General features: G+C 76.2%; 9 protein-coding genes and 1 pseudogene. 5 read left to right on the top strand and 5 right to left on the bottom strand.

Going from position 1 to position 17,544, the window contains the following annotated elements; all coding sequences use genetic code 11:
• Positions 1–392: 392 nt before the first annotated feature.
• From I5Q34_RS00300 to I5Q34_RS00285, 4 genes are all read left to right on the top strand, one after another.
• Entirely contained in the window at positions 393–4,304 is a 3,912-nt protein-coding gene (locus I5Q34_RS00300; RefSeq protein ID WP_199890020.1) for an FtsK/SpoIIIE domain-containing protein, read from the top strand.
• A 213-nt stretch (positions 4,305–4,517) separates the two neighbouring features.
• Positions 4,518–5,915: an ABC transporter substrate-binding protein gene (locus I5Q34_RS00295; RefSeq protein WP_199890019.1), complete on the top strand. Its 1,398-nt coding sequence runs from the start codon at positions 4,518–4,520 to the stop codon at positions 5,913–5,915.
• A 13-nt stretch (positions 5,916–5,928) separates the two neighbouring features.
• On the top strand, positions 5,929–7,257 hold the full coding sequence (locus I5Q34_RS00290) for a carbohydrate ABC transporter permease (protein WP_199890018.1): 1,329 nt from the start codon (positions 5,929–5,931) through the stop codon (positions 7,255–7,257).
• Entirely contained in the window at positions 7,254–8,144 is an 891-nt protein-coding gene (locus tag I5Q34_RS00285) for a carbohydrate ABC transporter permease (protein ID WP_199890017.1), read from the top strand. Before I5Q34_RS00290 ends, I5Q34_RS00285 begins: the two co-directional genes overlap by 4 nt.
• Here I5Q34_RS00285 and I5Q34_RS00280 read toward each other — a convergent pair.
• A complete protein-coding gene (locus tag I5Q34_RS00280) occupies positions 8,113–9,786 on the bottom strand; it encodes a glycosyltransferase family 39 protein (RefSeq protein WP_199890016.1) in 1,674 nt (557 codons plus the stop codon). The genes I5Q34_RS00285 and I5Q34_RS00280 overlap by 32 nt on opposite strands.
• Positions 9,787–9,857: 71 nt before the next feature.
• Here I5Q34_RS00280 and I5Q34_RS00275 point away from each other — a divergent pair, with 71 nt between their 5' ends.
• Complete coding sequence (locus I5Q34_RS00275; protein ID WP_199890015.1) at positions 9,858–11,492, top strand: glycosyltransferase family 2 protein; 1,635 nt, start codon at positions 9,858–9,860, stop codon at positions 11,490–11,492.
• A 272-nt stretch (positions 11,493–11,764) separates the two neighbouring features.
• On the opposite strand, the gene I5Q34_RS00270 is transcribed toward I5Q34_RS00275, so the two are convergent.
• The 4 genes and pseudogenes from I5Q34_RS00270 to I5Q34_RS00255 all read right to left on the bottom strand — a co-directional run.
• The gene (locus tag I5Q34_RS00270; RefSeq protein WP_277965272.1) at positions 11,765–12,907 is read right to left on the bottom strand and encodes a glycosyltransferase; all 1,143 of its coding nucleotides are present in this window, start codon (positions 12,905–12,907) and stop codon (positions 11,765–11,767) included.
• Positions 12,904–15,690 carry a CDP-glycerol glycerophosphotransferase family protein gene (locus tag I5Q34_RS00265; protein WP_199890014.1) on the bottom strand — a complete coding sequence of 929 codons (2,787 nt, stop codon included), beginning with the start codon at positions 15,688–15,690 and terminating at the stop codon, positions 12,904–12,906. The genes I5Q34_RS00270 and I5Q34_RS00265 overlap by 4 nt, the downstream gene beginning before the upstream one ends.
• Positions 15,691–15,693: 3 nt before the next feature.
• Positions 15,694–16,953 carry a glycosyltransferase 87 family protein gene (locus I5Q34_RS00260; RefSeq protein ID WP_234428222.1) on the bottom strand — a complete coding sequence of 420 codons (1,260 nt, stop codon included), beginning with the start codon at positions 16,951–16,953 and terminating at the stop codon, positions 15,694–15,696.
• Positions 16,950–17,544: pseudogene (locus I5Q34_RS00255) on the bottom strand (hypothetical protein); the annotation flags it as partial. The pseudogene I5Q34_RS00255 and the gene I5Q34_RS00260, both read right to left, overlap by 4 nt.

The following is a 17,544-nucleotide window of genomic DNA, read 5'->3' as shown; positions in this document are numbered from 1 at the left end:
GACGGTTGGTTGCCGCCGGTTGCTGCGGGAATGTCATGGGGCGATCGACGGCCGGGCGGAAAGAGACCGACACCGGTCGTCGGCGGTCACCCGCCGTACGGGACCGAAGGGGAAATCCCCCGCGATCCGGTCGCCGATCGTTCACCCCCGGGCAGTTTCGCCTCCTCTTCGACTCCCGTTCGAGCAAGGGGCCGGTCGTTCATGATCACGAATCGGCTCTCGCCGGGCGCGCTGTCGGCGGCAGGTGCGAGGATGCTCGCAGCACGGAGCGGTGGGGGCGGCGCGGAGGCCCCGCGCTCCGTCGTGACCTGTACGTGCCGAAGTGCCCGTGCGCGCCGGTGGGGGCGGTCCTTCCCCGTCGGTACCAGGGCAGGAAGGGACTGTGGACGCCGATGCAGATCCGGCTGACCGTCCTCGGGCCACCGCTCGGCGGGCACGCCGCGCACGCCTGCGACGTTCTGGTGACCGCTCCCGCGGGCACCGCCCTCGCCGGGGTGGCGAGCGGCCTCGCCGCCGCCCTCGCGGCGGCCGGCTCCGACCTGGGGAGCGGGGCGGTCGTCGTCTTCGCCGGCCAGGAGCGGCTGGACGCGCAGCGCTGCGCGCTGGGCGAGCCGCCGCTGATCGACGGCGCGGTGCTCTCCCTGGGCGCCCCCGCGGATCCCGAGCGGCACGCGGGCCCGCCGCTCGCGGGCACCCCCCGGCTGCACGTCGTCTCCGGTCCGGACGCGGGCGGGGTGCACCTGCTGCACGGCGGCGAGGTCCGCGTCGGCCGCTCCTCCTCCGCGGACGTCCCGGTCGACGACCCCGACGTCTCCCGCCTCCACTGCGCGGTCACCCTCGGCGACGACGGCCGCGTCACCCTCCACGACCTCGGCTCCACCAACGGCACCACGCTGGACACGACCCCGGTGGACGACCGCCCGGTCCCGTTCCGCCCCGGGGCGCTGCTGCGGGCGGGCGAGTCGACGCTGGTCCTGCACGGGCCGGACACCCCGGCTCCGGCCGGGGAGGGCCCGGATCTCCTGCCGACGTCCCCCGACGGGGAAGGGCGCCTGCGGGTGACCCCGCGGACGGGCGACGCGGGGGCGCGCGGGGGGCATCGGAGCGCGGGCGGGCGCGAGTCCGCCGGTGAGCGCCGGGGAGCGGACGGGCCGTCCGCGTGGGACACGCGGGCGCCCGGCGGTCCCGTGGCGGGCGCGGAGGCACCCGGGTCGTTCCCCGGGCCGACGGGGTACGCGACGGGCAGCGGGCACGGTCAGCGGACGCCCGGCACCGGCGGTACGGACGGACCGCACGGGACGGCGGCGGAGCGGGCCCCCGAGTGGAGCGCCCCCGCGCGGACGGAAGGGGCGCGGGGCCGGGGAGCCGTCGGGCCGCAGTGGTCCGGCCGCTCCGGCCACTCCGACCACGAGGCCGGGGCGCACCCCGGCGAGCGCGCGCGCTCCCGCACGCCGGAGGACGACCCGCGCGGCGTCCCGGCCCGTACGGCCGGGCAGGGCGGGCCGGAAGGGAGGGCCGCCGGGCAGCCTCACGACAGCGGCGCCCCCGGCGGACCGGAGGGCCGGACGACGGCTCACCGCGGCGTCGTCCCCCCGCGCGACCCCGCGGCCACCGCGCCCCGCACCGGCGAGCCGGAGGAACGGACACCTCCCAGCGGCACCCGTACGCCGCCGCAGCGGACCGAGGACGGCGGCCCGCGCGGGACGACGTCCCCGTGGAACGCCTCGATGCCCGCGCCGGGCACGGACGTCGACGGCACCGGAGGCACAGCGCCCGCGTGGGGCACCCGGTCGCCCGTGTACCGGACAGGGGCCGGGGCGGCGGCGCCGTACCCGCACTCCGCCGGGGCCCAGGGCGACGCCGCCGGCTCCGTGACGACCGTCGACGGCCCCGGCGGCGTCCCCCTCCGCGCCCCTCAGCAGCGCACCGACGAGCCGTCCTGGACGGCGGCGGCCACGGCACCGGAGGACGACGTCGCGCGCCCGGCCGACACCGCGACCGCCCTGGGCACGGCCCGCATCCACCCGGCCCCCGGCCCGGCGGACGCGCCCCCCGCCCCCGACGCCAAGCGCCCCCGCAACCGCGGCATAGCGGCCTGGGCGCGCCGCCTCGCCGGAGGGCGCGGCGGGCAGCAGCCGCGCTCCGAGGACGACAGCGGGCCGGGCGCCGTCCCGTCCCCGCGGGCGCCGGCCACGGTGGAGACCGCCGCGGCGCTGCGCGAGCGCTGGCCGGACCCGGCGGCCGTGCTGCTGACCGCGCTCGGTCCGGGCCCGCGCCTGTGGGAGCGGGGCCCGGACCATCCGGACCTGCTCACCGTCCGCCTGGGCACGGCCGACCGCTACGTGCCCGGCCCGCACGGCGGCGAGGGCGTGCTGCTGCCCGCCGTGCCGGTCACCGTGGGCCTGCGGCAGGCGGGTTCGCTCGGCCTGGCCGGGCCGCGGGTCCGGCTGGCCGGCCTGGCCCGTTCCGTCCTGTCCCAACTGGCCGCGCTGCACTCGCCGTCGGTGCTGGAGTACGTCCTGATCGCCGCGGATCCGCTGCGCACCGCGGCGGAGCGGCAGGCCGAGTGGGCCTGGCTGGGCTGGCTCCCCCAGCTGCGTCCGGCGCACGGCCAGGACTGCCGGCTGCTGGTCGCCCACGACCGGGAGCAGGCGGCGGCCCGCACCGCCGAGCTGGTCCGGAGGCTGGACGACGGTCCGCTGGGCCCGAGTTGGCCGACCGCGCCCGAGGAGAAGGTCGCGGCGCTGGCCGAGGCCCACCGGGGGCCACGCACGGTGGTGGTCGTGGACGGCGACCCGGGCACCCCGGCGCTGCGGGAGTCGCTGGCCCGGCTGGCGGCGCGCGGCGGCGCGGCCGGGATCCATCTGGTCTGCCTCGCGGACGCCCCGTCGACGACGGCGAGTTCACCGGTGTCGGCGGCCCTGGAGACCGCGCGGGCGGTATCGCCCGCGTTCCCGCACTGCGGGGCGGTGGCCCTGCTCAGCGGGGACGTGGCCACGGTCGTCCAGGTCATCGGGAACGCGCCGCGCGGCGGCGCCGACGTGCCGCCGCCGGGCAGCACGGTCGTCGCGGCCCTCGACGCGGTGTCGGGGGCGTGGGCGGAGCGCTTCGCGCGGGCGCTGGCGCCGCTGCGCGTGGCGGACGCGGCCGAGGGCGACGCCCGTTCGGCGCGGGTCGCGGCCCTGCCCCGCACCGCGCGGCTGCTCGACGAGCTGGGCCTGGCCCGGGCCACCCCGGCCTCGCTGACGGCGCGCTGGGCCTCGGCCACGGACCCCGGCAGCCGGCCGGGCGGCCGGGCCGTCGCCGTCCTGGGCGCGGGCCCGCACGGCCCGCTGTCGGTGGACCTGGCGGCGGACGGGCCGCATCTGCTGGTGGAGGGCGGCCCCGGCAGCGGGAAGACCGAGCTGCTGCGCTCGCTCGCCGCGTCGCTCGCGGCCGCGGACCGGCCGGACCGCCTCTCGCTCGTCCTGGTGGACGGCGCGGCGTCCGAGCGCGGCGAGGGCCTGCGGATGTGCACGGACCTGCCGCACGTCTCGACGTATCTGGCGGCCGCGGACCCGCTGCGGATGCGGGAGTTCGCGCAGGCGCTGGGCTCGGAGCTCAAGCGGCGGGCCGAGCTGCTGGGCACGCTGGACTTCGCGGCGTGGCACGAGCGGCACTCCCCGCCCCCGCCGCAGGTGGTGCCCCCGCGCGCCTCCGGAGACCTGGAGCCGGCCGCCACCGGCACGCTCAAGCTGCGCGCGGCCCGGGCCGACGGCCCGGCGCACACCACGGAGAACGCGCTGCCCCGGCTCGTCGTGCTCGTCGACGACCTGGACGCACTGGTCGCCCCGGCCCTGGGCAGCACGGGCCGGCCGGCGGCCGGTTCGGTGGTGCGGGCGCTGGACGCCGTCGCCCGGGAGGGCGAGCGGCTGGGCATCCACCTGGTCGCCGCGTCGGGCCGCCCGGACCGCACGGCGGACACGGCGGTGGCCGAACGGGCCGCCCTGCGCGCCGCGTTGGAGATCGCCCCGGCCTCGGACGGGGGCGGGGCGACGGACGGCCCCGCGCCGGGCCGCGGCCGTCTGCATCGCGCGGGCGCGGTGACCCCGTTCCAGGCGGGGCGGGTCACCGGCCGGATCCCGCGCACGGCGACGCAGCGTCCGACCGTGGTGACGCTGGACTGGCAGCGGATGGGCGACCCGCCGACGCGCCGGCCACTGCGCGAGCTGGGCAACGGGCCGACGGACCTCGCGCTGCTGGCGAGCGCGCTGCAGCGGGCGGCGCAGTCGGCGGGGGCGGTGGCGGCTCCGCCGCTGCTGTGAGGGCGGGACCGGGGCACAAAAACCCCACCAACCACCCCCCACCCCACCACCCCGCCCCACCATCACATCCCTGTCACGATCGCCGAGTTGACACCGACGGCGGTATTGCGAGCACCCCCGCCCCGGCGTAGGACTGTCGCACGGAAGTGCGGTCGTACGGGGGCGAACGTACGGGGCGGCCGTCCGCGACGACCGGGCACGGAAGGGACGGCGATGCGTACGACACGGACGAGGAGCCGCACGGCACGCGGCACGCTGGCCGTACTGGCGGCAGGAGCCCTGGCCCTGTCCGCGGCGGCCTGCGGCGGCGGAGACGGCAAGGACGACAAGAACGACGGCACACCGGGCACCCCATCCGCGTCCCGCACCTCGGACGTCATACCCCACACCGTCACGCTCCCCAAGCTCAACGGCCAGAAGATCAAGGTGACCGCCGTCTGGACCGGCGCCGAGCAGCGCAGCTTCACCAAGGTCCTGGACGAGTTCGCCAAGCGCACCGGCGCCGAGGTCGCGTTCGTGCCCAGCGGGGACGACATGTCGGCGTTCGTCGGCTCGAAGGTGGCCGGCGGCGACCCGCCGGACGTGGCGCTGCTCCAGCAGCCGGGCGTGCTGCGGGAGTTCGCCAGGAAGGGCTGGCTCAAGCCGCTCTCCCCCGAGGCGACGGCCGAGCTGAACAAGAACTTCGCCAAGGGCTGGCAGACGCTCGGCTCGGCGGACGGCAAGCCGTACGGCGTCTACTTCAAGGCCAGCAACAAGTCGCTGGTCTGGTACAACACCAAGGTCTTCGACGCGGCGGGGGTCAAGGAGCCCTCCTCCTGGCCGGAGTTGCTGCGCACCGCGCAGACGATCGCGGACTACGGCGTACCGCCGGTCTCGGTCGGCGGCGCGGACGGCTGGACGCTCACCGACTGGTTCGAGAACATCTACCTCTCGCAGGCCGGACCGGAGAAGTACGACCGGTTGACCACCCACAAGCTCAAGTGGACGGATCCGTCGGTCAAGGACGCCCTGACCACGCTCGGGCAGCTCTTCGGCAAGAAAGAGCTGCTGGCGGGCGGCAACGACGGCGCGCTGCAGACCCCGTTCCCCGCCTCCGTCACCCAGACCTTCGCGGGCGGCGACAAGGCGAAGGCCGCCATGGTCTACGAGGGCGACTTCGCCGCCGCCAACATCACCGCGGCGAAGGCGAGGATCGGCACGGACGCCAAGGTCTTCCCGTTCCCCAAGGTCGGCGCGAAGGCCCCGGTGGTGACGGGCGGCGACGTGGGCGTGGCCCTCAAGGACGGCAAGGCCGCGCAGGCCCTGCTGACATTCCTGGCCTCGCCGGACGCGGCGTCGATCTGGGCCCGCGAGGGCGGGTTCCTCTCCGCCAACCGCAACCTGGATCCGGCCGCCTACCCGGACGACGTCCAGCGCTCCATCGCCAAGGCGCTGGTCGCGGCCGGTGACGACTTCCGCTTCGACATGTCCGACCAGGCGCCCGCCGCGTTCGGCGGCAAGCCGGGCCAGGGCGAGTGGAAGGACCTCCAGGACTTCCTGCGGAACCCGGCGGACGTGGCGGGCGCCCAGCGGAAGCTGGAGGCCGACGCGGCCAAGGCGTTCGGCGACTGACGGGCGCGGCCCCATGACCACCGCGACACCGCCGGCCACGCGCCCGCGACGCGTCAAGCCCGTGTCGGGCACCCGCCCCTGGGTGGCCGCCGCGTTCCTGCTGCCCGCGCTGGCACTGCTGGGCGCGCTCGTCGTCTACCCGATCGGGTACTCCGTCCACCGCAGCCTCTTCGACGCCTCCGGCCACGGCTTCGTGGGGTTCGACAACTACCACGAGGTGTTCTCCGACACCCGGATCCGTACCGCCCTGAAGAACAACGTCATCTGGGTCGTCGTCGCGCCCAGCATCGCCACCGTCCTCGGCCTGGTCTTCGCCGTGCTGACCGAACGGGTGCGCTGGGGAACGGCGTTCAAGCTGGTCGTCTTCATGCCGATGGCCATCTCGATGCTGGCGGCGGGGATCATCTTCCGGCTGGTGTACGAGCAGGACCCGGACCGGGGTGTGGCCAACGCCGTGTGGGTGGGCGTCCACGACACCTTCGCGGCGTCCGCCCCGTATCCGGGGGCGCATCCCCGCACCGGCGGCGATCTGACGGCGGACGCCGACGGGGCGTTCACCGCGAAGTCCGCGCTGCGGGCCGGCACCCCGGCGCCGGTACCGCTGGTGGCGGTCAAACCCGGGGACGCCGAGGACGAACGGGCCGCCGCACCGGCCCGGGCCGAGCCCGGGAAGGTGACGGGGACGGTCTGGCTCGACTTCGTGCGTGGCGGCGGGGGCGCACCGGGCCGTGTCGACAAGGGTGAGAAGGCCCTGTCGGGGGTGACGGTCGAGGCGGTACGCGACGGCCGGACCGTCGCGTCGGCGACGACCGGCTCCGACGGGACGTTCACGCTGTCGGCCGCGGCCGACGGCGCCCGGCTGCGGCTGCCCGCCGCGAACTTCGCCGAGCGCTACCGCGGCGCCGAGTGGCTCGGCCCGACGCTGGTCACGCCGTCCATCATCGGCGCCTACATCTGGATGTGGGCGGGCTTCGCGATGGTGCTCATCGCGGCGGGCCTGGCGGGCGTGCCGCGCGAACTGCTGGAGGCGGCCCGGGTGGACGGCGCGAACGAGTGGCAGGTCTTCCGCCGGGTCACGGTGCCGCTGCTGGCGCCGGTGCTCGGGGTCGTGGTCATCACGCTGATGATCAACGTGTTGAAGATCTTCGACCTCGTCTACATCATCGCCCCGGGCTCCAGCCTGCCGGACGCCAACGTGCTGGCGCTCCAGCTCTACCAGTCGTCCTTCGGCACGGCCGTCAACCAGGGGCTGGGCAGCGCGATCGCCGTGCTCCTGCTGTTGCTGGTGCTGCCGGTGGTGATCGTGAACATCCGGCGCATGCGTAAGGAGCGGCGGCGATGACGACCGTGGACACCGCGCCGGCCCGGCGGGCGTGGCCCGCCCGGCTGGCCGCCCGGCTGGCCGCCCGGCTGGGCGGCGGGGCCGTACGCCTCTTCCTCGTCGCGGTCGGGCTGTTCTGGCTGATGCCCACCGTCGGCCTGCTGCTGTCCTCCCTGCGGGACCGGTCCGACATCGCCTCCTCGGGCTGGTGGCAGGTCTTCGCCCACCCGGGACAGCTGACGGGCGCGAGCTACGACACCCTCCTCCACAACGACAAGGTGATGCACTCGCTGCTCACCACCACCCTGATCACCGTGCCGGCGACGGTCCTGGTGATCCTCGTCGGGGCGTTCGCGGGCTACGCCTTCGCCTGGCTCGAATTCCCGGGCCGGGACTGGTGGTTCATGGGCGTGGTGGGCCTGCTCGTCGTCCCCGTGCAGGTCGCCCTGATCCCGGTGGCCAAGCTGTTCAACACCCTGGGCATCTTCGAGACGACGCCGGGCGTGGTGCTCTTCCACACCGCGTTCGGCCTGCCGTTCGCCATCTTCCTGCTGCGGAACTTCTTCGCGGAGATCCCCCGCGAACTGCTGGAGGCGGCCCGGCTGGACGGCGCGGGCGAACTGCGGCTGTTCCTGCGGGTGATACTGCCGCTGGGCGGTCCGGCGATCGCCTCGCTGGGGATCTTCCAGTTCCTGTGGGTGTGGAACGACATGCTGGTCGGGCTGATCTTCGCGGACAGCGGCAACCCGCCGATCACGGTGGCCCTCCAGCAGCAGGTGCGGCAGTTCGGCGACAACGTGGACATCCTCGCGTCGGGCGCCTTCCTCTCCATGGTCGTACCGCTCGCGGTGTTCTTCGCCTTCCAGCGGCAGTTCGTCAGCGGCGTGATGGCGGGGGCGGTGAAGTAGTCGGGTGCAGTGAAGCAGGGGGTGGTGAAGCGGGAGGCGCGGCGGGAACGCCGGATATACCTCCCGCCTGCCCCGGCCGGCAGGAGTACCGCGTGACCGCGCCGCCGCGTACGTACACCGTCGCCCCCTCCTCGCGGCACAGCTCGCCGAGCACGCGCGACTTGGCGTACTCGGCGCGCTGCGCCCGGAACCAGCGGCCGCCGACGGTGGTCGTGTCCCACACCACCCAGACACGGGTGCCTGGGGGCAACCGGGCCAGGCGGCGGCGCAGTTCGGCCGAGTCGGCCTCCTCGCCGTAGAGCGTGCCGGAGGCGGCGGCGCCGCGCCCGAGCGTCAGGTCGCGCAGGCCGGTGAAGTCGCGCGGGTACATCAGGGATATGCGGCGCTCGTGGTGCGGCAGGAACAGCACCGCGTCGCCCGGCCTCGCCAGCCGGCCGACGACGGCGGCCACCCGGGCGGGCTCGTCGCCCCGGCTCGCGGGGAGCCGCTCGCGCTGCTGGACGGGGAGCTGCCACAGGAAGGACGCCGCGATCGCCGCGACGCCGACGGTCACCGCGACGCCGCGCCGGGGCAGGAACCCCAGCAGCCGTTCCGCTCCGGCGGCGGCGAGCAGGGGGACGCCCGCGAGACCGAAGAGCAGGTAGCGGTCGAGGAACACCGGTGTGCTCTGCGACGCGGCGTACAGCAGGACGGGCGGGACGAGGGCCAGCGGCAGGGCCACGGCGTGGAGCGGAAGCCGGGGCGCCGCCGGCGGACCGGTGCGGGGCAGCGGGGCGAGCAGGGCGACGGCGGCCAGCGCCAGGGTGCCGGCCAGGACGGCATCGCTCGGGCCCGCGAAGGCGAGGACCAGCGCTTTCGCCTCCGCGGAGCCGGGCGTCCTGATCCAGGAGACCTGCCCGCTCTGCCCCCGGGAGAAGACCGCCAGCGGCGCGACGGCCGCACAGGCGGCCAGGGCCGCGCACCCCCAGCCGCGCCACGTCCGCCACGGCACGCGCGAGGCGAACAGTGTCAGGGCGTGCGCGGGCAGCAGCAGGACGGCGAACTCGTGCAGCAGTGCACTGACCATGACGACGGCCCCGTAGCCGCACCAGCGGGCGGCGGAACCGCGCTCGGCGGCGCGGACCAGCAGCAGCGTCGCCAGCGCCGCGCCCGCCGCGACCAGCGCGTACGAGCGGCCCTCCTGGGCGTAGCGGCCGACGAAGGGATTGACCGCGTAGAGCAGGCCCGCCCACAGGCCCACGCGGGGCCGGGCGAGCCGGCTGCCGAGCGCCCCGACGAGGGCGGCGGTGCAGGCCGTCGCGGCGACCGAGGGCAGCCGCAGCGTCACCTCGTCCGCGCGCACCGCGAGGACGGCGTGCATCAGCAGGTAGTAGAGGCCGTGCACGGCGTCGACGGAGCCGAGCAGCCGGAGTATCTCGGGCACCGAACGGCGGGCCACCTGGAAGGTGGCGCCCTCGTCGCGCCACATCGAACCGCGGTCCAGCCCCCACAGGCCCAGGGTCACCGCCACGCCGGCCGGGCCCAGCACGGCCGCCCGCGCCGCCGCCCGCCCGCGACCGCCTGCCGACGCGGTGGCGACCGCCCCGGCGGCGGCCGTCGACGCCCGATCCGTCAGCGCGGCCCGCACCGGAGTCCGCCCCATCGCCGCTCCCTCCCGCTCCTCGACACATTCGGCCCCACAATGGCCCGGTTTGTCGTACTCGCCGGATAAAAATGAGTTCCGTGACGGTGAACGAGAGCGGAACCCCTGGCCGGCCGAACGCTCCCGGCACGCTGCCCCCCGGCCTGGTCAGCGTGATCGTCATCGGTTACGACGACGCCGCGCACGTCGCGGACGCCGTCCGCTCCGCCCTCGCCCAGGATCCCGCCGTCGCCGAGGTCATCGCCGTGGACGACGCCTCGACCGACGGCACCGCCGCCGTCCTCGACCGGCTGGCCGCGCGCCACCCCCGGTTGCGCGTCATCCACCGCCGCGTCAACAGCGGCGGCTGCGGCACGCCCCGCAACGAGGGCCTGCGCGCCGCCCGGACTCCGTATGTGATGTTCCTCGACAGCGACGACGTGCTCCCCGAGGGCGCCGCGGAGGCACTGCTGGGCGCCGCCCTGCGGCACGGCGTCCCCGTGGCCGCGGGCCTGTGCGTCCGCCGCGAACTCCCCCAGCGGATCGACACCCGCTGGCAGCCCGGCCTCTACCGGACCGCCGCCCTGCACCCCTCCCCCGAACACCATCCGGCGCTCCTCCACGACACCCTGTGCGTCAACAAGCTCTACGCACGCGCCTTCCTCACCGAGCACGGCGTCCTCTTCCCCGAAGGCCGTTATCCCTACGAGGACTTCGTCTTCAGCGCCCGGCTCCTCGCGGCCGGACCTGCCGTCGCGACCGTCCCCGACACCGTCTACGTCTGGCACGTGCGGCGCCGTGCCGCCCGGCCGTCGCTCTCGCTCGACCGCGACCGGATCGCCAACTGGCACGCCCGGGTGCGCGCCCACCGGCGCGGCGAGCAGATCTATCGCGCGGCCGGCCGGGAGCGGCTGGCCCTCGCGGCACGCGTCAAGTTCCTCGACCACGACCTGCGCATATACGTCCGCGAACTGCCGCGGCGCGACGCCGTCTACCGGCATGCGTGGTGGCGCGCCGCCCGTGCGTGCCTGGCCGGCTACGACGAGGCCGAGCTCGCGGCCGCCCGGGCGCCCGCCCGCTGGATCGCCCGGGTGGTCCTGGCCGCGCCGGCCCCGCGCGACCTTGACCGGCTCGCCCAGCTCGCCGCCCGGCCGGCCCGGCTGCTGCCGCCCTACGCCGCGGTGTCCGGCGGGCCGGTGTGGGCCGACGACCTGCCCGCCGCCGTCCTCGACGGCCTCGCCGCGGCTCCCACCCGGCGGCTGCCCGTCACCGTCGACGCGACGCTGCGCCTGCTGCTGCGGGCCGACCTGACCCTGCACGTCCACGACCTCTACGGCCGCCTCGCCGCCGCCCGGCCGCACACGGCCGAGGTCGAACTCCGCCCGCGCGGCGGCTCCTGGGCCCTGGTGCTCCGCACGCCCCTGCACCCCGAGGGCCCCGGCTGGTCCGCCCGGCTGCGCTTCGGCCTCGGGCCGCTGGCGTCGTACGGGACCCGGACCTGGGAGGTGCGCGTGCGCCTGCACTGCGCGCACGGGGGCGTACTCCGCACGGCCGCGCGGGCCACCGGCCCCCTGCCGCGCGGCCGCGTCGCCCTGCCGAGCCTGCGGTACGGCGTGCTGCTCCTTCGTCCCCATGCGACGGGGGGCGGGGCGCTGGCGATGCGGGTGGTGGTGGGGGTCGGGGGTGCGCTGACGGCGGTGGCGAGGCGGTTGCGGTGGTGGGGTTAGGGAGAGCGCTCCCCCATCCCGCCCTTTCAGCGTTCCGCAGGGGGCTCCGCCCCCTGCCCCCCGAAGCGCCCTCCGGGCACTGTCCTCAAGCTCCCCCGGACGGGCTGGTTTCCGCGCCCGGGCGCGCTGTTCAGCCCGTCCGGGGGCTGCCCCCTCCGGGGAGTTCGAGGGAGATACGGCGGAGCCGCATTGCGGGGCCGAGGGGCACAGCCCCGGGAGAAACGGCGAAAGTGGGGGTACCCCCTCTGGGGGAGGGCCAGGGGCGAAATCCCTCACCGGTCCACCTCCTCGAACAGCGCCTCCCAGCGATCCAGCACCACCGGCAGCGCCAACCCCGCGACCCGCTCCCGCGCACCCCGCCCGTACCGCCCTCGCAGACCCGCATCCGCCATCAACCCGCCCAGCGCCTCCGCGAACGCGCCCACGTCCCCCGGCGGCACCAGCACACCCGTCTCCCCGTCCGCCACCAACTCCCGCACCCCGCCCGACAGATCGAAGGACACGCAGGGCACCCCACACGCCGACGCCTCGGCGAGGGCCATGGGACGGCCCTCGTACTCGCTCGTGAGCGCGAGCACCGACAGCTCGCGGTACGCCGCCGCCACGTCCCGCACCGTGCCGCGGAACCGCACCCGGTGGGCGACGCCGAGCCGTGCCGCCCGCTCGCGCAGCCCCGGCTCCTCGGGCCCGTCACCGAAGAAGTGCAGCTCCCAGCCGGGCACTTGAGCGCTCGCCGCGGCGAACGCGTCGACGAGCCGGTCGAGCCGCTTGACGGGATCCAGCCGGCCGACGGCCCCGACCCGCCGCGTGTCCAACGGGGCCGGCGGACCGGCGGCGAACGGCAGGGGGTTGGGAACCACCGTCACGTTCGGCAGGCGCAGCCGCCGGAACTCCGCCGCGTCCGGCTCGCTGAGGAAGACGGCCTTCTCCAGCGAGGCGTAATGCCGCAGGATCAGCCGAAGGTTGGCCGAACAGGCGGCCTGCGCGAAGGACTCGTGGTACTGCCCGACGCACTTCAGGTGCGCCCGCTCCACCCCCGCCAGCCAGTCCACCGCCCAGGGCGAGCCGATCACCACGTATCCGTCGCGCACCGCCGCGAACCGCCGGGCGAGCCGGGCGCGGGCCCGCTCGCCGTCCCGCCGCGCGGCGCGGAGGGCGCGCAGCCGGGCGGGCCGCAGCAGTTCGCCGAGCGTGGCGGCGTCGGAGTCGGGGGCGGCCGGCGCCCGGTGCAGCGTGGCCCGCCGGTAGGCGGGGCGGGCGTGGAAGGTGTGCGGCTCGGGGCTCGGCCGGATGCCGATCAGCTCCACCCGGTGGCCGCGCTCCGCGAAGCCCTGGGCAAGGGTGTGCAGCACGCGCTGGGAGCCGCCCATCGAGTCCACGTCGACGCCGATCAGGAATAGGTTGCGCCGGGTCACCGGGCACCTCCCGCGAAGGATTCGGAGAAGGATTCGGCGAAGAACAGGTCGACCACGGCCTTGCTGGACGCCCCGGTCTCGTACGGGTTGAACCGGGCCCGGAACCGCTCGTACGCCCCGGCCCACTCCTCCCGCACGGCGTCCAGGTCCCGCAGCACGGCGGCGAGTTCACCGGCGGTGGTGATCAACGGGCCGGGGGCGATGGCCGGCAGGTCGTAGTAGGTACCGCGCAGCGCGGACCGGTACCGGTCGTAGTCGTCGGCGTGGAACAGGACGGGCCGGCCCAGGTTGACGTAGTCGAACATCACGGACGAGTAGTCGGTGAGCAGCGCGTCGGAGGCGAGGAGCAGGTCGTTGAGGTCGGCGAACTCCCGTCCGTCGCGCACCGCGTGACCGAGCTCACGGGGGACGGTGTAGCGCTCGTAGTAGTGCGGGCGGACCACGACCGTCCACGCTCCGCCGGTGCGGCGGACGAGCTCCGCGAGGTCCGCCCGGACGGACTCACCGCTGCCGCGCGCCCCGTCGCGGAAGGTGGGCGCGTAGAGCAGCACCCGCGCCCCGTCCGGGATCTGGAGCCGCTCGCGGGCGGCGGCGGCGCGCTCGCGCTGGGCCGGTTCGTCCCAGCGGACGAGGACGTCGTTGCGCGGCAGTCCGGTGCGCAGCAGGGCTCCGGTGTACTCGTTGGCGCGGACGAAGGTGCGCTCGAACTCCTCGCTGGGGGCCACGAGCGCGTCCCAGCGGCCGATCATGGCGCGGTGCCGGCGGCGCCGCCCGGGTCCGGCGAGCCGGAGCTCGGGGACGTCGAAGCCCATGTGCTTGAACGCCTGTCCGTGCCAGGTCTGGAGGTAGCGGGTGCCGGGGCGCTTGGCGAGGTGCGCGGGGAAGCCGTGGGAGTCCACCCAGTAGCGGGCGCGGGCGACGGCGCGGAGGTGCTCCCAGCTGCCGCGCCGGACCAGCGGGACGCCCTCGGGATAGCCGGCGCGGCTGCCGGCATAGGACCAGACGGCGCGCAACGGGAGGCCGCGGCGCAGGAGTTCCTCGTGGATGTAACGGGGACTGTCGGCGTAGCCGCGCCCTTCCAGGGCCTCGAAGACGACCAGCTCGTCGTCGACGGGCAGCCGGTGGAGCTCACGGCAGGCGAGGCCCCGGGCGCCGGGGCCGGTGGCGCGGCGGGCCAGGCGGCGGACGGGGGCCAGGCGCGGCGCGAGGATCTCGGCGCGGGCGCGGACGCCCGTGCGCTCCCACCGGATCTCCAGGCGGCCCGCGCCGCGGTCCTCGCAGCCGACGCGTACGTCGTGGCCGTTGATCCGGGCGCGGAGGGCGGGTGCGCCGGGGATGGCGAGGAGGGGGTCGGTGCGGTGCAGGCCCAGGCGTTCGAGGACGACGACGGGGTGGCGGCGGCCGCCGAAGCCCTGGGGGCCGAGGCGGGCGCTGCCGAGGTCGAGGACGAGGTCGGCGGTGCGCACGGTCGCGTCGTCGGGGGCCGGGGCGTAGCCGAAGGGCACGGCGAGGGGGGCGGTGCGGGCGGTGAGGCGCAGCTCGGCGGTGACGGGCCCGGCGAGCAGCCGCGCCGGATCGTGGGTGCGCAGGGAGATCCGCAGGCGGGTGCCGTGGGGGGTGACGCGGGTGACCTCGTGCCGCAGCGCGGCGGTGGCGAACGGCTGGTCCGTCACGTGCCAGTCGGTGATGTCCAGTTCGGCGGCGGCGCGGGCGTCGGGGGGAGGGGTGGCGCCCCAGTAGGTGCGGCCCGCGGCGCGTACGGTGTGGCGCGGGGCGAGGAGGGGCCGGCCGAGGGTGCGGGCGCAGTCGGCCGCCTCGGCGTGGCGGCCGGCGCTCAGCAGGTACTGGCAGATCCGCTGCTCGCGCGGGAGGGCCTCGACGGCGCGCGGGGCGAGGCCGGCCAGGTAGGGCGTGACGGCCGCGGCGAACCCGGCGGCCCAGCCCGGCCCTTGGAAGGGCAGGTCACCGAGGTGGAGGCGCAGGTCGTGGCGGAGGAACGCCTCGTCCTTGGCGGGTCCGAGTGCGGCGTGCCCGCTCTCCTCCAGGAAGGCGTCGGTCAGCCGGGCGACGGCGACGCGGTCCTCGACGCTGCGGATGCGGTGGCGGCCGGCGGTGATCGAGGCGGCCCGCGGGTCGAGCCGCCAGGTGTAGACGGGCCAGGGGACGACGGCGAAGCGCTCGGCCAGCGTGTAGGCGCGGGCGCTGAAGTGCTGGTCCTCGTAGTGGAGGCCCTCGGGGAAGCGCAGCCGGTGCCGGGCGAGGAAGGCGGCGCGGTAGAGCTTGTTGGTGGAGAGGTGGTCGAGGAAGAACTCGGGCGCCTCGGCGATGCCCGCCAACACCCGTGCCTCCCCGAAGAGATGGGGGTACCACAGGCCGGTGGCGCCGGTGTCCTCGAAGAGCCGGGTGACCTCGCCGGCCACCAGGTCGACGCCGGTGCGTTCGGCGGTGAGCAGCAGTGACTTGCAGGCGTGGTACGGGAGTTCGTCGTCGCTGTCGAGGAACATCACGTACGGCGCCCGGGCCGCGTCGATGCCCGCGTTGCGCGGGGTGCCGCAGCCGCCGCTGTTGGCCGGCAGGCGCAGTGGGCGGACCCGGGGGTCGGTGGCGGCGAGGCGGCGGACGGCGTCCGGGGTGGCGTCGGTGGAGCCGTCGTCCACGATCAGCGCTTCGAGGTTGCGCAGCGACTGGGTCAGGACGGACCGCACGGCGCGCGGAAGCCGTTCCGCGTCGTTGTGGACGATCACGACGACGCTGACGTCGGGAAGGGGGCGCGCGGCGGGCATGGGTCACCTCGTCTCCGATGGGCTCCGGGGCTCCGGATCACTACCCAGAGAGTAGGGGGCACCACTGACAGTCACCGTCCGGGCGGTCGTGGCCCGCCTCCGCCACACGGCCAGGGCCAGGACCGCGGCGGCCCCGGTGAACATCACGATGTCCTTGAAGGCGTGCCTCCGCGACCCGCCGAGCTCCGGCCAGGGCACTCCGGCGATCTGCGGCACCAGGGGCATCCAGAACCACACCTGGCGCGCGGCGGCCCCGCGCACCACCACCGACGCGACGAGCGCCGGCAGGATCACCAGCGCGTAGTGCAGGAAGGACGGCCGGGACACCAGGAACGCCGCGAGCATCAGCAGCGACCCGCACTCCACCAGCCGCAACGCCTCGTCGCCCCCGGCGCGCCAGCGCGCCCGCGCGAAGCAGAGCGCGGCGACGGCGGCGCACGCCCCCAGGGCGAACGCCAGATGGTGCGGCACGCCCAGGCGGGGCAGGACCGCGGTCCACGAGGCGTCGTACGGCGCGGCGTAGTCGTCCTGCCCGTGCAGCAGGAACGGCAGCGTCTTGGTGAGGAACAGCTGCGGCCGGGGCATGGCGAGCGCCGCCGCCGAGGAGATCACGGACGGAAGGGCCACCGCCCAGGCCAACGCCCGCCATCGGCGCGCCAGGACGAAGAGCAGCAACAGTGGCACGAGCATCGGTTTGAGGGCGATCGCCGCGCCGACGACCGCCCCCGCCGCGCTCCAGCGGCCGCGCAGCGCCAGCAGCAGCGCGGCGGGGAACGCGACGACCGAGGCGGCCGTCCAGTTGCCGAGGTGCACGATGCCCTGGAACGGCAGGAAGAGCGCGAGCCCGGCGGTCACGGCCGCCGCGAGCCGGCTGTCCGCCCGCACGTCGAAGATCCGCAGGGCGAGCACCACGCCGGCGAGCACGAACGCGGCGGTGACGAAGGGCACCGCGCGCGTCAGCGTCCGGTCGGAGAACGGCGCCTGGGGCAGCGCCGCGAAGACCGCGCCCGGCAGGTAGAGGAAGCGCTTGTCGGCGTAGGGCGACCCGCCGTCGAGCAGGTGGCGGGCGGCCCGGACGACGACCGCGTTGTCCATGCCCGTACGGCGGACGCCCAGCATCCGCCCGGCGCTCAGCAGGTACACGAGCAACGCGGCGGCGAGCAGCGGCCACGAGGCACGGCCGCGCGCCCACCGCGCGAGCCCGTCCCCGCCCGCCCCCTCCGGCGTCCGCGCCTTCCCGGCCGCCCTCCTCATCGGGCTCATCGGGCCTCCACCTCCAGCAACGCGAACCCTCCGGGTCCGCGGACCGTCCGTCGCAGCGCCGGGTCGTCCGGCCGCAGGCCGGGGGCGCCGTCCTTCTGCAGTACCCAGCGCGCCCCGTACCGCCCCAGCAGGCCGAGCCGTTCGGCCCGGGAGGCGGAGGGCGCGTAGTAGCGCCGGGTCGCCTCGCGGCGCGCCCGTTCGTCCGGCAGGAAGACGTCGGGCCAGGCCGGGGCGACGGTGTACGGCCCGTAGGCGGGCAGCATCCGCAGCGCGAAGTAGTCGTTCGTCATCACCGTGGCATCGCCAGGCAGTTGACCGGCCGCCCAGCCGAACGACGGCCACGGCGCGACGGCCGGGACGTGTTCGCGCACGGTCCGGGCGGCGCGCGCCGGCAGCGCGTACGCCACCGTGCCCGCCTGGGCGCACGCGCCGGTCAGCAGCGCCGCGCCCGTGACCGCGGCGAGGGCCCGGCGGGCCCGGCCCACGGCCTCCGCCGTCGCGCCGGCGAGCGCGCGCTGGGGGGGCCGGGGGGCGGCGGGCCGGGCCCGCCCCCCGGCCCCGGGCCCGCGCCCGCCGCCCCCGGGAGCCCCC

Source organism: Streptomyces sp. AV19 (genome assembly GCF_015999245.1).
Classification (GTDB): Bacteria; Actinomycetota; Actinomycetes; order Streptomycetales; family Streptomycetaceae; genus Streptomyces.
Note: the sequence above shows the minus strand (reverse complement) of the source record. Positions and strands in the feature narration are given on the sequence as shown.